Source organism: Micromonospora sp. NPDC126480 (assembly GCF_040302465.1).
Classification (GTDB): domain Bacteria; phylum Actinomycetota; class Actinomycetes; order Mycobacteriales; family Micromonosporaceae; genus Micromonospora.
Genome location: NZ_JBEORU010000013.1, coordinates 105,472 through 122,052, shown reverse-complemented (window position 1 = coordinate 122,052; position 16,581 = coordinate 105,472). Strand labels below are relative to the sequence as shown.

Sequence of the window (16,581 nt, the reverse complement as noted above, 5' to 3'; positions counted from 1 at the left end):
TCATACCGCATCGGCGCGCTCCCGTTCCGGCTCGCCGGGCCGGCTCACGGCCGGCGCCAGCCGTAGGTCGGCCGGGCGGAAGCGGCGGAGCCGCAGCCGGAACCCGGTGGCGTAGCCCGGCCAGATGGTGGTGTTGCGGCCGGTCGCGTCGAGGTACCAGCTGGCGCAGCCGGTCTGCCACACCGTGCCGGTCAGCTTCCGGTCGACGTGTTCCGTCCAGCTCCGCTGGGCCTCGGCGGTCGGCTCGGCGGTCCCGGCGCCCGTGTCGCGGAGGTGCCGCAGCGTGGCGAGCACCAGGCGCAGCTGCGCCTCGATCATCAGCACGACCGAGGTGTGTCCGAGGCCGGTGTTCGGGCCGAGCAGGAAGAACAGGTTCGGGAAGCCGGACACCATGGTGCCCCGGTACGCGCGCATGCTCGGGGTCCACGCCGCGCGCAGGTTGCGGCCGTCCCGGCCCCGGATGCGCGACACGACGGGCGGGTCGGTGACGTGGAAGCCGGTGCCGAGAATGATCGTGTCCACCGGGTGGTGCGTCCCGCCGGCGGTGACCACGCCGTCCGGAGCGATCCGCTCGACCGGCGCGGTGACCACGTCGACGTTGGGGCGGGTCAGCGCCGGCCAGTAGTCGTTGGAGATCAGCACCCGCTTGCAGCCCATCGCGTAGCGCGGGGTGAGCTTCTCCCGCAGCCGCGGGTCGGTCACCTGGCGGCGCAGCGTACGCAGCGACACCCGCGCGGCGGCGCGGTTGACCGCCGGATGCAGGAAACCGACCGCCATCGCCTCGCGGAGCAGGTACAGCCCGGCCCGGGTGACCCGCTGGGTGCCGGGAACGGCCCGGTACGCCGCCTGCTCCAGCCGGCTGACGGGACGCGAGCGCCGCGGCATGACCCAGGCGGGGGTGCGCTGGAACAGCGTCAGCCGGCGCACGACCGGCTGGATCCGGGGCACGAACTGCACCGCGGACGCGCCGGTGCCGATCACGGCGACCCGTCGTCCGGTCAGGTCGTGGTCGTGCCGCCATCGGGCGGAGTGGAAGACCGTGCCGGTGAAGGCGTCGAACCCGGGAATGTCCGGCTCGGCGGGTTCGCTCAGTGGCCCGGCCGCGCAGATCAGCACGCGGGCGCTGTACTCGCCGCCGGAGGTGCGTAGCCGCCACCGCTGGCGCTTGTCGTCCCAGGTGGCGGTCGCCACCTCGTGCCGTAGCCGCAGCCGTGGCCGGATGCCGAAGCGGTCGACGCAGCCGCGCAGGTAGTCCCAGATCTCCGCCTGCCCGGAGAAGGTGTGCGACCAGCCGGGGTTGGGCGCGAAGGAGAAGGAGTAGAGGTGCGACGGGACGTCACAGGCGCATCCGGGGTAGCTGTTGTCCCGCCAGGTGCCGCCGACGTCGTCGCCGCGGTCGAAGACGAGGTAGTCGGTGAAACCGGCCTGCTGCAGTCGGATGGCCGCACCGAGGCCACCGAAGCCGGCGCCGATGACGGCGATGTCAATCTCCATCTGTCCTCCGCGGTGCGGGTTCGGCCGGCGGGACGGCCGCTGGCGGGCCGTCGGCGGCTGGCGGGGCGGCGGTGGTTTCCGGGTGCGGCGCTTCCTCGGGCGGCCAGGGCGGTGGGCCGACGCCGGTGACCCGGACGCCGCCCCACGGATCGACCTCCGCCAGCCGGGCCGGGCTCATCCGGCCGGCGATGTGCACCTCCACGTCCCGCCGGCCGGACCGGAGCAGGCCGGCCACCGGTTCGGCGGGCTCGATCCGTCCGCCCCAGTGGTAGCGGCCGTCGACCGGTTCCCACCGGCCGGTCAGGTGCACCCGTACGGCGGTGCCGGCGACGTGGGCCGGTCCGTGGTAGCTCACGGGACGATCCGCTCGTGTGCCCGGGTGAGTTCGCGTGGCAGGTCGGCGCTGCGGCGTACCCCTTCGATCCCGCTCCACAGCAGCGTGGTGAGGTAGTCGGTGAGGGCCTCCCGCCGGATGGGCTGGCCGTGCTCGGTCCACCAGTCGCCGACCGCCTGCACGAAACCCACCAGCCCGTACGCCCAGGGCTCGGCCGGGCCGGCGTCCAGACCCAGCGCCCGGAGCCGGTCGCCGATGACCCGGGCCAGCCCGGCGGCCACCTGCCGGGTGGTGCTGGCGAGCACCTGCTGGAGGCCGGGGTGGCCGGCCTGGCTGGTCAGGAAACGGTAGAGGGTCGGTTCCGCCTCGATGATCCCGAGGTACGCGTCGATGGTCGCCCGGACCAGGTCGCGTTCCTCCCGGACGCGGTTGATGGCCGGCGCGACGGTGTCGACCACGCGGGCGGCGACCAGTTCGCCGACCGCGAGCCACAGCTCGGACTTGTCGGCGAAGTAGCGGTAGAGGACGGGCTTGCTGACCCCGGCCGTCGCGGCCACCTGGTCCATGTCCACCTCGGGCCCGTACCGCAGCAACGCCTGCACGGCCGCCCCGACGAACTCCCGCCGCCGCTGCTCACGGTGGCTGGCCCAGCGGTCGCGGCGCCGGTTGGCCGGCGGCCTGGGAGGGTCTGCGGAGGCGCCGGATCCATTGACATCCGTGACAGGCGATTGCATGCTACTACTCGTAACAGTTACCCGTCGTCACGTCAATATGGAGGGGTCATGGCAGCGACATCGTTCGGACGCGAACGCGAGGCCACGGCCGAGCGGCTGCTCACCTCCTCGCTGCGCACGAGCTACGACCCCACCGTCGAGATCGACTGGACCGCGCCGCACGTCCCCGGTGCCTACTGGCTCCCGCCGAAGCGCAGCAGCCTCTACGGGACGCCGCTGTGGGCGGGGCTGAGCGAGGAGCAGCGCGTCGAGCTGACCCGGCACGAGGTGGCCAGCGCCGCCAGTGCCGGTGTGTGGTTCGAGACGATCCTCATGCAGCTGCTGATCCGGCAGTACTACGACGCCGACCCGACCAGCCGGCACGCCCAGTACGCGCTGACCGAGGTCGCCGACGAGTGCCGGCACTCGATCATGTTCGGCCGGCTGATCGAGGCGCTCGGCTGCCCCGTCTACCGGGCGGGCCGCGTCGACCATGCCCTCGGGCGCTTCCTGAAGAGCACCGCCAGGGGCCCGCAGATGTACGCCGCCATCCTCATCGCGGAGGAGATCCTCGACACGTTCCAGCGCGAGATCATGGCCGACGAGTCGTTGCAGCCGCTGATCCGGATGGTGTCCCGCATCCACGTCGTCGAGGAGGCGCGGCACGTCCGGTTCGCCCGCGAGGAACTGCCCCGCCAGGTCGCCGCCGCCGGGCCGGTGGCCATCGCGTACGCCCGGCTGCTGATCGGTCGTGCCGCCTACTCGATCGCCTCCCGGCTGGTCCACCCCGACGCGTACGCGGCAGTGGGCATCCGGCCGGCGGTCGGCCGCGCCGCCGCCCGCGCGAACCCGCACTGGCGGGCCACCCTGCGGTGGTCGGCCAGCCGGGCGTACGAGAACCTGGCGGATCTGGGCCTGGTTGCCGGCCCCGGTCGGGCGCTGTGGGCGCGGGCCGGCCTCATCTGATCGCTGTCGGAGCCGGCCCCGGCTGACACTCCCAGCTACCGCTCAGCTCTGCGATCTCCACGGAGTGGTCGGGACGTCTATCCTTGAGGCTGCACGTTGACGTGCAACGACCCCCTGAGGGAGGCCTGACAGTGAAGACCTCGAACCCGGTGCTCGCCCGGCTCGGCCAGGCGGCCGAGCGTGAGCGCGCCGCCGGGTACGCCCCGACCGGGCCGTACGGACAGCCCGGCTACCCCCAGCAGTACCCGACGCAGGCTGGCTACCCGGTCGCACCGCCGGCCGTCGACACCATGTCGCTCGACGACGTGGTGGTGAAGACCGTCACCCTGCTCGGCATCCTCGGCGTGACCGCCGCCGCCGCGTGGGCTCTGATCCCGGACCAGCTGCTCGGCGCCGCGTGGATCGGCGCCGCGATGGTCGGCCTGGTGCTCGGCCTGGTCATCTCGTTCTCCCGGATGGCGAACCCGGCGCTGGTCGTCACGTACGCCGTCGTCGAGGGTGTCCTCGTCGGCGCGGTGAGCAAGTTCTTCGAGTCGCTCTACGACGGCATCGTGCTCCAGGCCGTGGTGGGCACCTTCGGCGTCTTCTTCCTGATGGCCATGCTCTACAAGGCCAGGGTCATCCGGGCGACGCCGGCGTTCGTCAAGGGCATGATCGCGGTGATGGCGGGCCTGTTCGCCGTCATCCTCATCAACTTCGTCCTGGCGCTGTTCGGCATCAACACCGGCCTGCGTGACGGCAGCCCGCTCGCCATCGGCTTCAGCCTGGTGATCGTGGTGGTGGCCGCGCTCAGCTTCGTGCTGAGCTTCAAGGAGGTCGAGGACGGCGTCCGGTTGGGCCTGCCGCGGCGCTACTCCTGGGTCGCCGCGTTCGGCATCCTGGTGAGCCTGATCTGGCTCTACATCGAGCTGCTGCGCCTGCTCAGTTACTTCCAGGGCGACGACTGACCCGTCGTTCCGCCCGTGCGACGGCGCCCGGCCCCGCTCCTCGGGGCCGGGCGCCGTCGCATACACCCCCGCTTCTCCGCGATCCTGCACTTCCTGCCCCGGCACAGCACCACGAATGGGGCGAATCGAGGGCCTTAACTGCACGATCGCGGGAGGGGGACGGCGTAGACTCCCGCGGCGTGGGAGATGGCGCGGAACTGGTGCGGGTGGTGGACCTGCTCGTGCGGCAGGTCGGGCACTGGCAGCGGCCGCGATGGTCCGCCGTGGCGGCCGGTGGGAACGTGTCCCGGGCGGATCTGGTGCACCGGCTGGTGCAGGAACTCGCAAACCTCGCCGCGGACGCTGAAGGGCAGCCCCGGCGTACCGTGCCGCGCCTCGACACCGACCTCGTCCTGCCGGACCAGCTCCGGGTCGTAACCGCGGACCTCGTCGCCGCCCAACCGCCGGCGGAGACGCTCGCCCGGGCCGTCGACGAGGTGACGGCGACCCGCGCCGCGCTCTGAACTCCCGGCCGGGTCCCGGCGCCGCGCCGGCCCGCCCGCGTCGGCCCGCCAACCTGAGCGGGCTGGCGGGCCGGGCGCGGGGCGGTCAGCTCAGGCGCTCGAGGACCATGGCCATGCCCTGGCCGCCCCCGACGCACATGGTCTCCAGGCCGATGGTCTTGTCGTGCCACTCCAGCGCGTTGAGCAGCGTGCCGGTGATCCGGGCACCGGTCATGCCGAACGGGTGACCGACGGCGATGGCACCGCCCATCACGTTCAACTTCTCCTCCGGGATGCCCAGTTGCCGGTACGACGGGATCACCTGCGCGGCGAACGCCTCGTTGATCTCCACCAGGTCCACGTCGTCGATCGTCATGCCGGCGCGCTGCAAAGCCTGCTTGGACGCCTCGACGGGGCCGAGGCCCATGATCTCCGGCGAGAGGGCGGTCACGCCGGTGGAGACGATCCGGGCCAGCGGGGTGATCCCGAGGTCCCTCGCCCGCTGGGCGCTCATCACCACGACCGCGGCGGCGCCGTCGTTCAGCGGGCAGCAGTTGCCGGCGGTGATCCGCCCGTCCGGCCGGAAGACCGGCTTCAGGCCGGACACGGCCTCCAGGGTGACGCCGGGGCGAGGACCGTCGTCGGTGCTGACCACGGTGCCGTCCGGGGTGGTGACCGGGGTGATCTCCCGCGCCCAGAAGCCGTCGGCGATCGCCTTCTCGGCCCGGTTCTGGCTGCGTACGCCGAACTCGTCCATGTCGGCGCGGGTCACGTCGTGCACCTGGGCCAGGTTCTCGGCGGTCTGCCCCATGGCCAGGTAGATGTCCGGCAGCTCGCCGGACTCGCGCGGGTCGGTCCACACGTCGGCGCCGCCCTGCGCCCGGCGCTTCGAGCGCTCCTGGGCGGCGGCGAAGCGCGGGTTCTCCCAGCCGCCGCCGACCAGCGCCTGGGCCTCCGGCGGGAGGCCGTCGGAGTTGCCGCGGGCGTACCGGGAGACGGTCTCGACGCCGGCGGAGATGAAGACGTCGCCCTCGCCAGCCCGGATCGCGTGCATCGCCATCCGGGTCGTCTGGAGCGACGACGCGCAGTACCGGGTCAGGGTGGCGCCGGGCAGGCCGTCCAGCCCCATCAGGGTGGCGACCACGCGGGCCATGTTGAAGCCCTGCTCACCGCCGGGCAGACCGCAACCCAGGTAGAGGTCGTCGATCTCGGTCGGGTCGAGCTGGGGGATCTTGTCGAGGGCGGCCCGCACGATGGTCGCGGCGAGGTCGTCCGGGCGGACGTCGCGCAGGGACCCCTTGTGCGCCCGGCCGATGGGGGAGCGGGCGGTGGCGACGATGACGGCGTCGCGGGACGACTCAGTCGGCATGAACCAACGTTAACCCGCCGGTAACAAGGCGCGGAAGCCGCGCCGGCGGCGGGAAATGTCACCCTCCGCCGCGCGCCCCGCCAGGGGCAGCACCTTCGGGGAAGGTGCTGCCTCAAGCCGGCCGGAGCCAGCACTTTCCCCGAAGCTGCTGCGTGACCGGGCGGGGCTCGGTGGCCGGAGGTCAGTGGCGGGTGGCCACCGCGGCGGCGGCCGCGACCGCGGGGAGCAGGGCGTGGGCCCACACCCGGTACCCGTCGGCGGACGGGTGGAAGCCGTCGTGGCAGAGGGTGCCGGCGTCGGCCCGGAAGACCGGCCCGGTCTCGGTCGCCAGGTCCACCACCGTGCCGCCGGCGTCGAGCACCGCGATGGTCTGGGCCCCGGCGACACGCCGCCCGGACCAGCCGACCAGGTGCCGCAGCGGCGGCGCGATCGCGCGGACCGCACCGAGGTCGGGGCAGGTACCGACCACGACCTCCACGCGGGCCTCCCGGAGGCGGTGCACGGCCGCACCGAGGTACGCGGCGGCGTCGGCCGGCCGGCGCAGGGTGGTGGCGTCGTTCGCGCCGATGAGGATCACCGCCACGTCGGGCCGCTCGCCCAGCAGGGCACGGGCGACCTGGGTGGCCAGGTCGGTCGAGCGGGAGCCTGCGACACCCACGCTGGACAGGTGGACCAGTCGGCCGGCCGGCCCCTCGGTGAGCAGGTGGGCCAGTTGACCGCCGATCGTGTCCTCGAGCCGGTCGACGCCGACGCCGAGCGCGGACGAGTCGCCGAGGAGCACGAGCCGCAGCGGCGGGGCGCCGGCCCGCCCGACCGTGGCCCGCAGGGCCAGGCCGAGCTCCGGCTGCGCGTACCGCCGGTTCCGCGCGGCGAAGGCCTGCCCGGCCAACAGGGCCGCACCACCCACCGCCCCGGCCGCCACGGACAGGACCGCGGCCCGGCCCAGCCGGCCGGCGAGGCCGGTGGGGAGGAAGTGCCCGCTCACGGCGACACCGTCCCGCCGTCGACGCTTCGCTCGCTCATGCCAGTCCCTCCACTGTGGGTGACTCCGTGGCCGGACCGGGCTGGGGCACGGCGCCGACACCGAAGAAGGCCCGCCGGCGCAGGTGCGCCCACCGACCGGCGGGACCGCGCTCGTGGCCCCGGACCTGGGCGCCGCTGACCTCGGTCCCCGCGTGCCGCGCCGCCTCCTGGGCGGCCTCCGGCAGCGACCGTACGCCCTCGACCCGGGTCGCCGCAGCCCTGCGCTCCTGCCCCGCGCCCAACGCGGACAGCAGGGTCGGCAGCATCGCGGCGGCGGCCACGGCGTAACCCTCGGCCGACGGATGGAACCGGTCCCACGCGAACATCCGGGCGGGCTCGGCGTCGAACCGGGGGCCGAGCAGGTCACCGAGGGAGACCGTCCAGCCGCCGGCCTCGACCACGGCCACCGTCTGAGCGGCGGCGAGCTGCCTGCTCCAGCGGCGGGCCAGCCAGCGCAGCGGCGGCTGGATGGGCCGGATCGCCCCCAGATCCGGGCAGGTGCCGACGACCACCTCGCAGCCCGCGGCACGCAGCGCGGTGACCGCCTCCACCAGGTAGCGCACGGCCAGCGCCAGCGGCGTGCGGTTGGTGACGTCGTTGCCGCCGATCAGGATGACGGCGATGTCGGGCTGGCACTCGAGGGCCGCCTCCACCTGGTGCCGCAGCACGGCGGAGAGGGCGCCCACCACGGCGAACCGGTGCAGCCGGACCGGCCGTTGCAACCGCCGGGACAGGCCGGTGGCGAGCAGCGAGCCCGGCGTCTCGCGGCGGCGGTGCACGCCGTAGCCGGCGGCGGAGGAGTCGCCGAGGATGACCATCGTGATCGCGGGACCGGGCAGCTTCGCCCCGTACACCCCGTCGCAGCGCGGCGGCGGCGCCTCCGCCATCGGGATCGTGCGGCGGGCCTGACGGGCCTGGCCGATCAACACGCCCCCCGTGGCGACGGCGGCGGCCGCGGTCGCGCCCGTGCCGATCGCGGCCAGCCGGGCGACGCGCCGCACGAGCTGCCGGCGCGAACCGGACGGGACGACCAGACCAGCGACCCCCATGCACCGACATTATCGCGAGCCCACGACAGGCCGCTGTCGCCGGGACGGCACCCGGGCCTGGAAAGCGACCGTTCCGGGTACCTGTCCAGATGGCCGGCCGGCTTGCGCCGGGGCGGCACCCTGGCGTACGGGAAAGGAGCGACGGGATGGGGAAGACACTGCAACGACGGGCGGCGTTCATCGCGCTGGCCCGCGCGCTGGCGGTCGGGGTACGCGGCGGGCCGTCACTGGGCAAGCGGCTGGCGGCGCTGCCCCGGATGATCCGGGCCACCGGCCGGGGGGAGTACGACGGGGGGCTGCGACTGGCCCTGATGACCGCCGCAACGGCGTACATCGTCTCGCCGGTCGACCTGCTTCCGGAGATCCCGCTGGCGATCTTCGGGCTGGCCGACGACGCGGTCATGGTGACCTGGCTCGCCGGCAGCGTGCTCGCGGAGACCGAGCGGTTCCTGGAGTGGGAGGAGCGCCGCGCGTCCGTCGTCCCGGGCGAGGTGGTCGGCTGACGGGACGTAGGCTGGGCGCGAGTATTCGTCTGCCCGGCCGCCCACCCGGCGGCGCCGGAGGAGAAGGGCACAACCAGGTGCAGTACTACGACAACGTCGTCGAGTTGATCGGCAACACCCCGCTGGTACGCCTGCGCAACGTCACCGAGGGCATCCAGGCCACCGTGCTGGCGAAGGTGGAGTACCTGAACCCCGGCGGGTCGGTCAAGGACCGGATCGCCCTGCGCATGGTCGAGGACGCCGAGCGCGCCGGCATCCTCAAGCCGGGCGGCACGATCGTCGAGCCGACCAGCGGCAACACGGGCGTGGGGCTGGCCCTGGTGGCCCAGCTCAAGGGCTACCGGTGCGTGTTCGTCTGCCCGGACAAGGTAAGCCAGGACAAGCAGGACGTGCTGCGGGCGTACGGGGCCGAGGTCGTGGTCTGCCCGACCGCCGTCGCGCCGGAGGACCCCCGCTCGTACTACAACGTCTCGGACCGGCTCGCCCGGGAGATCCCCGGCGCGTGGAAGCCCAACCAGTACGCGAACGCGGCGAACCCCCGCTCCCACTACGAGACCACCGGTCCGGAGCTGTGGAAGCAGACCGAGGGCCGGATCACCCACTTCGTCGCGGGCGTCGGCACCGGCGGGACGATCTCCGGCATCGGGCGCTACCTGAAGGAGGCCTCCGACGGGCGGGTACGCGTCGTCGGCGCCGACCCGGAAGGTTCGGTCTACTCCGGCGGCACTGGCCGCCCGTACCTGGTCGAGGGCGTCGGCGAGGACTTCTGGCCGGAGACGTACGACCGGGGCGTCGCCGACGAGATCGTGGAGGTCTCGGACAAGGCGTCGTTCGAGATGACCCGGCGGCTGGCCCGCGAGGAGGGCCTGCTGGTCGGCGGCTCCTGCGGCATGGCGGTCGTCGCCGCGCTGGAGGTGGCCCGCAGGGCCGGACCGGACGACGTGATCGTGGTGCTCCTGCCGGACGGCGGCCGCGGTTACCTGTCCAAGATCTTCAACGACTCCTGGATGGCCCGGTACGGCTTCCTGGACAACTCCGGTTCCGAGCCGACCGTCGGCGACGCGCTGGCCGGCAAGCCGGGCGGCCTGCCCGAGCTGGTGCACGTCCACCCGACCGAGACGGTCCGGGACGCGATCGACTACATGCGCGAGTACGGCGTCTCCCAGCTGCCGGTGCTCAAGGCCGAGCCGCCGGTGGTGACCGGTGAGGTGGCGGGTTCCATCGCGGAGCGGGACCTGCTCGACGCGCTTTTCACCGGGCAGGCGCACCTGCACGACACCATCGAGCGGCACATGGGTGACCCGCTGCCGATGATCGGTGGCGGCCAGCCGGTGAGCGAGGCGGTGACGCTGCTGGAGAAGTCCGACGCCGCGCTGGTGCTCGTGGACGGCAAGCCGAAGGGCGTCCTCACCCGCCAGGACCTGCTGGCGCACCTCGGCGCCCGCTGAGCGAGCGGTGTAAGGAAGGGCCCCTTGTTAACGCCTGGCGTTGTACAAGGGGCCCTTCTTAACGGCTCAACTCCGTAGGCACCGCCACCACGTCGACGAGAGCACCCCGGCGCAGCACGGTGACCGGCAGTCGGCTGCCGATCGCGTCGCCGAGCATCAGCCGTTGCAGGCCCTGCCCGTCGCTGACCGGGCGCCCGCCGGCGGCGAGGATCACGTCGCCGAGGTAGATCCCGGCGAGCCCGGCGGGGCTGCCGGGCACCACCTCCACCACCCGCAGGCCACGCCGTTGCCCGGTCCGCGCCGCGACCTCGGGCGGCAGCGGCACCGGCACGCCGGCGACCCCGAGCCAGGCCCGCCGTACCCGGCCGTTCTCGGTCAGGTCCCGGATGATCCCCCGGGTGGTGGCGTTGATCGGGACCGCCAGCCCGAGCCCGTACCCCGCGACAGCCGTGTTGATCCCGACCACCCGCCCGGCCGAGTCGGCGAGCGCTCCGCCGGAGTTGCCCGGGTTGAGGGCCGCGTCGGTCTGGATGACGTCCTCGATCAACCGTGTGACGCGGCCGTCCCGGGCCGGCAGCGACCGGCCGAGCCCGGAGACCACTCCGGCGGTCACCGAGCCGGCCAGCCCCATCGGGTTGCCCACCGCGACGACCAACTGGCCGATGCGCAGCCCGTCGGCGTCGCCCAGCTCGACCGGCGGTACCGTGGTCTCGTCGGCGCGCAGCACCGCCAGGTCGGAGAGCGGGTCGGTGCCCACGACCCGGAACCGGGTCTCGGTGCCGTCGCCGAACGTGGCCGATCCGTCCCGGGCGCCCTGCACGACGTGGGCGCTGGTCAGCAGGAGGCCGTCGGTGCCGAAGGTGACCGCGGAGCCGGCGCCGCCGCCGCGCGCCGTCCGCACCGACAGGGCGGCCACGCTGGGCAGCACGCGGGCCGCGACGGTCGTGACAACCCGGGAGTACGCGTCCAGCGCGGCCTCCTCGGCCGGACCGGAGGCGGTGCGATCGGTGTCCATGCAGGCGGCAACGCCTCCGGATCGACGCTCATGCCCGGATCCGCTGACAGCGAACGCACGCCGCACGTGTTAAGAGGGGGCCCTTCCTCTACCGGAGGCGTTAACAGGGGGCCCTTCCTTACACCTGGCGGGTGTAGCGGAGTTGGGGGGTTCGGACGGTGCCGATCATGTCGTCGCGTTCCACCCCGGTGGGCGTCCAGCCGCCGCGCTCGTAGAAGCGCCGTGCGGGCGCGTTCTCTCGCAGCACCCACAGCACGGCCCGCCGCCAGCCGCGTTCCCGCATGCCGTCCAGCGCGTGGATCATCAGCTCCCGGCCGACGCCGCGCCCCCGCTCGGCGGGCTCCAGGTGGAGCGCGTACAGCAGCCCGGTCGCCGGGTCACCCGCGTCGTCCGGGCCGACGTAGCTGAAGCCGGCGAGCGCGCCGTCCCGTTCGGCCACGGTCAGCGTGTGGGTGTCCCGCTCCCAGCTCCACCGTTCGGACCAGTACCGCCCCATCGCCTCGGGCGTCGGGTCGGCCAGCGCGTCCGGCGGCAGGAACGACGAGTACGCGGCGACCCGGGACCGCTGGTGCAGCCGGCCGACGGCCATCAGGTCGCCGGCGGTCGCGATGCGTAGCGTGACGGTCACCCGGCCGAGGCTACCTGTCGCGGCGGGACCGGCACGATCGTCAGGTCCTCGGCGATCACCAGGTCCCCGTCGAAGTACCGCCGGGCCTCGTCGGCGAAGCGCGCCGGCTCGGGGTACCGCTGCGAGAAGTGGGTGAGCACGAGCCGGCGTACCCCGCACTCGGCGGCGACCCGCGCGGCCTGCGCCGCCGTCAGGTGCCCGACCTCGGCGGCGAGCGCGGTTTCCGACTCCAGGAACGTCGACTCGATGACCAGCAGGTCGGCGTGCTCGGCGAGCGCGTACACGCCGTCGCACAGGCCGGTGTCCATCACGAACGCGAATCGCTGCCCCGGGCGGGGCACGCTCACCTCGTCCCGGGTGACGCGACGCCCGGCCACGTCCAGGTGCCCGACGCGCAGCAGCTCACCGACGGCCGGGCCGGCGATGTTGTACGCGGACAGCTTCTCCGGCAGCATCCGGCACCCGTCCGGCTCGACGAGCCGGTAGCCGTACGTCTCGATGGGGTGCCGCAGCCGGCGCGCCTCCAGCGTGCCGCACCGCAGCGTGATCCGCTGCCCGTCGGCGGTGATCGGCTCGACGGTCAGCTCGGCGGTCTCGTAGAAGCTCGACGCGTGCCTCAGCCGGGCGAAGTACTCGGCGCCGCCGGCGGGGAAGTGCACCGCCACCGGGTGCGGCACGCGGTCCAGCGAGAGGCGCTGGATGGTGCCGGGCAGCCCCAGGCAGTGGTCGCCGTGGAAGTGGGTGACGCAGATCCGGGTGAGGTCGGTGGCGGTGACCGTGCTGTGCAGGAGTTGCCGCTGGGTGCCTTCGCCCGGGTCGAAGAGGATCACCTCGTCGTCCCAGCGCAGCACGTACCCGTTGTGGTTGCGTGCCCGGGTCGGCGCCTGGCTGGCCGTCCCGAGCACCACCAGCTCACGCATCGACACCGTGCTCTCCGGAAGATGAAGCGACCCCCGGGGCTTCCGCGCTGACGCGCGGGCCGGCTGGACTGGGCCGGCACCCCGGGGGTCGGGTGGCTGTCGTGGTTTCGCCGCACCGCTGCCACACGGTCTCGACGATGGTGCCTGAGCCCGCCCTGGCAGGGCGGACGCGATTACTGTCGAGGACAGCGGCTAGCGGACAGCCACCTCACGAGTCCGATTGCTATACAAGTCTGGACCACCTCCTTTCCCGTGTACCGTCACGCTATCCAGAGCCCTCGGGCCCGGGCAACGGATTTCGATCACAGGCCGACCGGGAATGAGTTCCGGCTGTTCATCGATCCGTCAGACTCCGGACACCGGCGGTGACCTGTGCCGGAGGCGGCCGGTGGGCATCATCGGTCCATGACGACGAGGCCCATGACGACGAGGCCCATGACGAGGTGGGGTTCGGGACTGTGCCGGTCGGGTCTCGCGTGGGCCGGGTGGGGCGCCGCCGTGCTCGTCCTGTCGGTTCTCGCCCACCGGGTGGGCGGCGTGGCCGGACCGGCCTGGGCCGGGGAGGTCGCCCTGGTCGTGCTGATCGGCGTGGCCACGGTCGCCGCCCCGCCGGTGCTCGCCCGGGTCGCCGCACTGCCCGCCGGCCCGGTCGGCCCGGTCGAGCCCGGTCAGCTGCCCGCGGCGATGCCGATCGGGCCCTCGCGCGGGCCGTCCTCGCTGGCGGGCTGGACCGCCAGCGACGGGAAGTCGGCGAGGTCGCCCTCCGGTTCGGCGTCCCACTCGGGGAAGACCAGGTCGCTCTGGAGGTAGAGGCAGAGCAGCTGGGTCAGGTGGCGCAGCCCTTCGAGGTGGGTGCGCTCGTGGCCGTGGGTGGCGTCCACGCCGAACCCGAGCAGCGCCACCCGGGCGTGGGCGCCGGCCTCGACCGCCGCCGCCACGTCCGAGCGGTAGTAGTCGAACACGTCGCGGACCAGGTCGACGCCGTGTTCCCGGGCGATCGCCGCGAGGTTGCGGGTCAGGTGGTAGTCGAACGGGCCCACCCCGTCGCCCATCGCCAGCGTCGCCGCGTCCTCCCGGGACTGCTGCCCGGGGGCGACCACTGCCGCGTCCACCGAGACGATCTCGGCCACGTCCGGGTCCAGGCCGTGCGAGGCGCCGTGGCCGATCTCCTCGGTGACCGTGATCAGCAGATGCGCGGACACCGCCGGGGTGACGCCCGCGTCGACAAGCGCCTTGCACGCGGTCAGCACCGCGGCGACGCCGGCCTTGTCGTCGAGATGGCGGGACTTCACGTACCCGGAGGGGGTGATCTGCGGGTTCGGCAGGAACGCCACGAAGTCGCCCGCGTCGATGCCGAGCGCGCGCAGGCCGGCGATGTCGTCGACCGCCTCGTCCACCCGCACCTCGACCAGCTCCCAGCCGATGCCCTGGGAGTCGACGGCCTCGTTGTAGCGGTGACCGCTGGCCTTCAACGGCAGCACCTGACCGGTGATCACCCGGTCCAGGTCGTCGGTGAAGATCCGCACGTGGGCGCCCTCGGCGAAGCGGGCGCTGTGCGTGCCGATCGGCTTCAGCTCGAGCCGGCCGTTCTCCTTGAGCCGCTTCACCATTCCACCGATGGTGTCGGTGTGCACCACGATCGCCCGGTCCGCCCCGGTCGTCCGGGGACCGGGCAGGCAGGCGCTGAGCGCGCCGCGCCGGGTCAGCGTCGAGGGGATCCCCAGTGCCACCAGCCGCTCGCCCACGTACTGCTGCACGTGGTCGGTACGCCCGGACGGGCTCGGGATCTCCAACAGCTCCACCAGCACCTGGCGCAGGTAGTCGAGGTCGAGCGGGAGCGGCGCGGGTTTGTTCGCGGTCATACCCCTGAGCTTGCCGCACCGGGTGGCGACCACAGCCGCTGAGGTGCCCGGGTGCCGGGGAAGAGCAGGTCGACGAACCGTTCGGCGGTCGGCTGCGGCTCGTGGTTGGCCAGGCCCGGCCGCTCGTTGGCCTCGATGAAGACGTGCTCCGGCCGGTCCGGCGCGGGGACCAGCAGGTCCAGCCCGGTAACCGGGACGTCCAGGGCCCGACTCGCGGTCACGCAGGCCTCCGCGATGGCGGGGTGCAGGTCGGCGGTGACGTCGTGGATCGTGCCGCCGGTGTGCAGGTTGGCCGTCCGCCGTACGGGGAGCAGCTCCCCCTCCGGCAGGACGTCGTCCAGCGCGTACCCGGCCTCGGCGACCACCTCGCGGGTCATGTCGTCGAGCGGGATGCGGGACTCGCCGCCGGTCGCGGCGGCGCGCCGCCGGCTCTGCCGCTCGATCAGCTCCGCGATGTCGTGCACGCCGTCACCGATGATCGCGGCCGGCCGGCGGACCGCCGCGGCCACCACCTCGTGGTCGATCATGACGACCCGCAGGTCCTCGCCCGAGCACAACTCCTCCAGGAGCACGTCCGGGCAGAACCGGGCCGCCAGGTCGACGGCCGCCCGCAGTGCCTCGGGTGTCCGCACGCCGACGGTGATGCCCTTGCCCTGCTCGCCCCGGGCCGGCTTGACGACCAGTTCGCCCACCTCGGCGAGGAACGCCGCGTCGGCCTGGCCACCGGTGGCGGTCCGGCCGCGGGGCACCGCGAGCCCCGCCTGGGCGAGGATCCGCCGGGTCACCCGCTTGTCGTCGCAGCGGCTCATCGCCACCGCGGAGGTCAGCTCGGACAGCGACTCGCGGGTGAGGATCGTCCGGCCGCCGCTGGTCAGCCGCAGCTCGCCCCACACCGGGTCGGTCACCTCCACCCGGATGCCGCGGCGCATCGCCTCGTCGGCGACGATCTTCGCGTACGGGTTGAGCTGGTCGTACCCCTCCGGCATGGCGGGCAGGAAGAGGCGCTCGTTGATCGGGTTCTTCCGCTTCACGCAGAGCGTCGACGTCCGGTAGAAGCCGAGCCGCTCGTAGAGCCGGATCGCGCCGTCGTTCTCGGCGAGCACCGAGAGGTCCACGTACGCCCGCCCGCGCTCGACCAGTCGGGCCGCCAGTTCGGTGATCAGCGCCTGGCCGGTGCCCGGCGGTGCCGCGTTGAAGTCGACGGTCAGGCACCAGAGGCTGGCGCCCCGGTCCGGGTCGTCGAAGACCGCGACGTGGTCGACGCCGGTGATGGTGCCGACGACCTCCCCGGTGACGTTCTCGGCGACCAGGTGCAGGAAGCGGTCCGTGGCCGCGTTGGCGACAAGCACGTCCACCGGTGCGGTGACCATGCCGTTCGCCGCGTAGATCCGGTTGACGTCCTCCGCGTCCTCCGCGTCCTGAAGCGGGCGGATCCGCAGCCCGGGGACCTCCGGGTCGGTGGGCCGCTCACCGTCCAGCGGCAGCCGGTAGGTCAGCGACGGGTCGATGAACAGCTCGTCCGGCAGGCGGGACACCAGCACGTGCGGGTCGCGGAGGTAGATGCAGATGTCCCGCGCCCCAGCGGCCTCCGAGCGCAGCACGTCGGCGACGGCCGCTTGGTCGGCGAACGTCTGACCGAACACCAGTCGGCCCCACCCGCAGTCCAGCACCACGCCGTCGGCGGGTCCGCCGTCGGCGTCGTCGGCGTCGGCCGGGCCGGCGGTCGCGGCCACCGGGTCGCCGCCCGGCCCCACCCGCTCGTACCGCCGGCTACGCCCGCGTACCTGGTCGGCGAGGGCCACCCCGGTCGCGAGGGTGTCGGACACGG

At 73.5% G+C, this 16,581-nt stretch carries 15 protein-coding genes and 1 pseudogene; 5 read left to right on the top strand and 11 right to left on the bottom strand.

Annotation, left to right across the window (positions count from 1 at the left end):
* Genes ABTW87_RS14865 through ABTW87_RS14855 form a run of 3 tightly spaced genes read right to left on the bottom strand, consistent with a single transcriptional unit; the run spans nt 1 to nt 2,562 of the window.
* Nucleotides 1–1,494 (bottom strand): flavin-containing monooxygenase, encoded by a 1,494-nt coding sequence (locus ABTW87_RS14865; RefSeq protein ID WP_350651353.1) that lies wholly within the window; start codon nt 1,492–1,494, stop codon nt 1–3.
* Nucleotides 1,484–1,849, bottom strand: coding sequence for a DUF4873 domain-containing protein (locus ABTW87_RS14860; protein ID WP_350651352.1), 366 nt, complete (start codon nt 1,847–1,849; stop codon nt 1,484–1,486). Before ABTW87_RS14860 ends, ABTW87_RS14865 begins: the two co-directional genes overlap by 11 nt.
* On the bottom strand, nt 1,846–2,562 hold the full coding sequence (locus ABTW87_RS14855) for a TetR family transcriptional regulator (RefSeq protein ID WP_350651351.1): 717 nt from the start codon (nt 2,560–2,562) through the stop codon (nt 1,846–1,848). The genes ABTW87_RS14860 and ABTW87_RS14855 overlap by 4 nt, the downstream gene beginning before the upstream one ends.
* A gap of 48 nt (nt 2,563–2,610) precedes the next feature.
* On the opposite strand from ABTW87_RS14855, the gene ABTW87_RS14850 reads away from it, so the two are divergent.
* From ABTW87_RS14850 to ABTW87_RS14840, 3 genes are all read left to right on the top strand, one after another.
* Nucleotides 2,611–3,507 (top strand): AurF N-oxygenase family protein, encoded by an 897-nt coding sequence (locus ABTW87_RS14850; RefSeq protein ID WP_350651350.1) that lies wholly within the window; start codon nt 2,611–2,613, stop codon nt 3,505–3,507.
* Nucleotides 3,508–3,638: 131 nt separating this feature from the next.
* Nucleotides 3,639–4,454, top strand: coding sequence for a Bax inhibitor-1/YccA family protein (locus ABTW87_RS14845; protein ID WP_350651349.1), 816 nt, complete (start codon nt 3,639–3,641; stop codon nt 4,452–4,454).
* Between the two features lie 179 nt (nt 4,455–4,633).
* Nucleotides 4,634–4,957 (top strand): hypothetical protein, encoded by a 324-nt coding sequence (locus ABTW87_RS14840; RefSeq protein WP_350651348.1) that lies wholly within the window; start codon nt 4,634–4,636, stop codon nt 4,955–4,957.
* Between the two features lie 85 nt (nt 4,958–5,042).
* Here the strand turns inward: ABTW87_RS14840 and ABTW87_RS14835 are convergent, their stop codons facing one another.
* The 3 genes and pseudogenes from ABTW87_RS14835 to ABTW87_RS14825 form a co-directional block, all read right to left on the bottom strand.
* Complete coding sequence (locus tag ABTW87_RS14835; RefSeq protein WP_350651347.1) at nt 5,043–6,305, bottom strand: acetyl-CoA C-acetyltransferase; 1,263 nt, start codon at nt 6,303–6,305, stop codon at nt 5,043–5,045.
* A 181-nt stretch (nt 6,306–6,486) separates the two neighbouring features.
* Complete coding sequence (locus tag ABTW87_RS14830; protein ID WP_350651346.1) at nt 6,487–7,290, bottom strand: SGNH/GDSL hydrolase family protein; 804 nt, start codon at nt 7,288–7,290, stop codon at nt 6,487–6,489.
* Nucleotides 7,287–8,377, bottom strand: a pseudogene (locus tag ABTW87_RS14825) (SGNH/GDSL hydrolase family protein). The gene ABTW87_RS14830 and the pseudogene ABTW87_RS14825 overlap by 4 nt, the downstream one beginning before the upstream one ends.
* Before the next feature lie 146 nt (nt 8,378–8,523).
* Between ABTW87_RS14825 and ABTW87_RS14820 the strand changes: the two are divergent.
* Nucleotides 8,524–8,880 carry a YkvA family protein gene (locus tag ABTW87_RS14820; RefSeq protein WP_350651345.1) on the top strand — a complete coding sequence of 119 codons (357 nt, stop codon included), beginning with the start codon at nt 8,524–8,526 and terminating at the stop codon, nt 8,878–8,880.
* Between the two features lie 77 nt (nt 8,881–8,957).
* Nucleotides 8,958–10,328, top strand: a complete 1,371-nt coding sequence (locus tag ABTW87_RS14815) for a cystathionine beta-synthase (protein WP_350651344.1) — start codon at nt 8,958–8,960, stop codon at nt 10,326–10,328.
* Nucleotides 10,329–10,386: 58 nt separating this feature from the next.
* On the opposite strand, the gene ABTW87_RS14810 is transcribed toward ABTW87_RS14815, so the two are convergent.
* The 5 genes from ABTW87_RS14810 to ngg form a co-directional block, all read right to left on the bottom strand.
* The gene (locus ABTW87_RS14810) at nt 10,387–11,343 is read right to left on the bottom strand and encodes a S1C family serine protease (RefSeq protein WP_350651343.1); all 957 of its coding nucleotides are present in this window, start codon (nt 11,341–11,343) and stop codon (nt 10,387–10,389) included.
* 118 nt (nt 11,344–11,461) lie between these two features.
* On the bottom strand, nt 11,462–11,971 hold the full coding sequence (locus ABTW87_RS14805) for a GNAT family N-acetyltransferase (RefSeq protein ID WP_350651342.1): 510 nt from the start codon (nt 11,969–11,971) through the stop codon (nt 11,462–11,464).
* Entirely contained in the window at nt 11,968–12,897 is a 930-nt protein-coding gene (locus tag ABTW87_RS14800; protein WP_350651341.1) for a ribonuclease Z, read from the bottom strand. Before ABTW87_RS14800 ends, ABTW87_RS14805 begins: the two co-directional genes overlap by 4 nt.
* A 662-nt stretch (nt 12,898–13,559) precedes the next feature.
* Nucleotides 13,560–14,753, bottom strand: coding sequence for an osmoprotectant NAGGN system M42 family peptidase (locus tag ABTW87_RS14795; protein WP_350651340.1), 1,194 nt, complete (start codon nt 14,751–14,753; stop codon nt 13,560–13,562).
* On the bottom strand, nt 14,750–16,579 hold the full coding sequence (gene ngg, locus ABTW87_RS14790) for an N-acetylglutaminylglutamine synthetase (protein WP_350651339.1): 1,830 nt from the start codon (nt 16,577–16,579) through the stop codon (nt 14,750–14,752). Before ngg ends, ABTW87_RS14795 begins: the two co-directional genes overlap by 4 nt.
* Between the last annotated feature and the right edge of the window lie 2 nt (nt 16,580–16,581).

Bases quoted from the DNA above. Each gene is read 5' to 3' on its own strand.
- ABTW87_RS14820 (WP_350651345.1), top strand. From the start codon at position 8,524: ATGGGGAAGACACTGCAACGACGGGCGGCGTTCATCGCGCTGGCCCGC.
- ABTW87_RS14850 (WP_350651350.1), top strand. From the start codon at position 2,611: ATGGCAGCGACATCGTTCGGACGCGAACGCGAGGCCACGGCCGAGCGG.
- ABTW87_RS14795 (WP_350651340.1), bottom strand. From the start codon at position 14,753: ATGACCGCGAACAAACCCGCGCCGCTCCCGCTCGACCTCGACTACCTG.
- ABTW87_RS14810 (WP_350651343.1), bottom strand. From the start codon at position 11,343: ATGGACACCGATCGCACCGCCTCCGGTCCGGCCGAGGAGGCCGCGCTG.
- ABTW87_RS14835 (WP_350651347.1), bottom strand. From the start codon at position 6,305: ATGCCGACTGAGTCGTCCCGCGACGCCGTCATCGTCGCCACCGCCCGC.
- ABTW87_RS14865 (WP_350651353.1), bottom strand. From the start codon at position 1,494: ATGGAGATTGACATCGCCGTCATCGGCGCCGGCTTCGGTGGCCTCGGT.
- ABTW87_RS14855 (WP_350651351.1), bottom strand. From the start codon at position 2,562: ATGCAATCGCCTGTCACGGATGTCAATGGATCCGGCGCCTCCGCAGAC.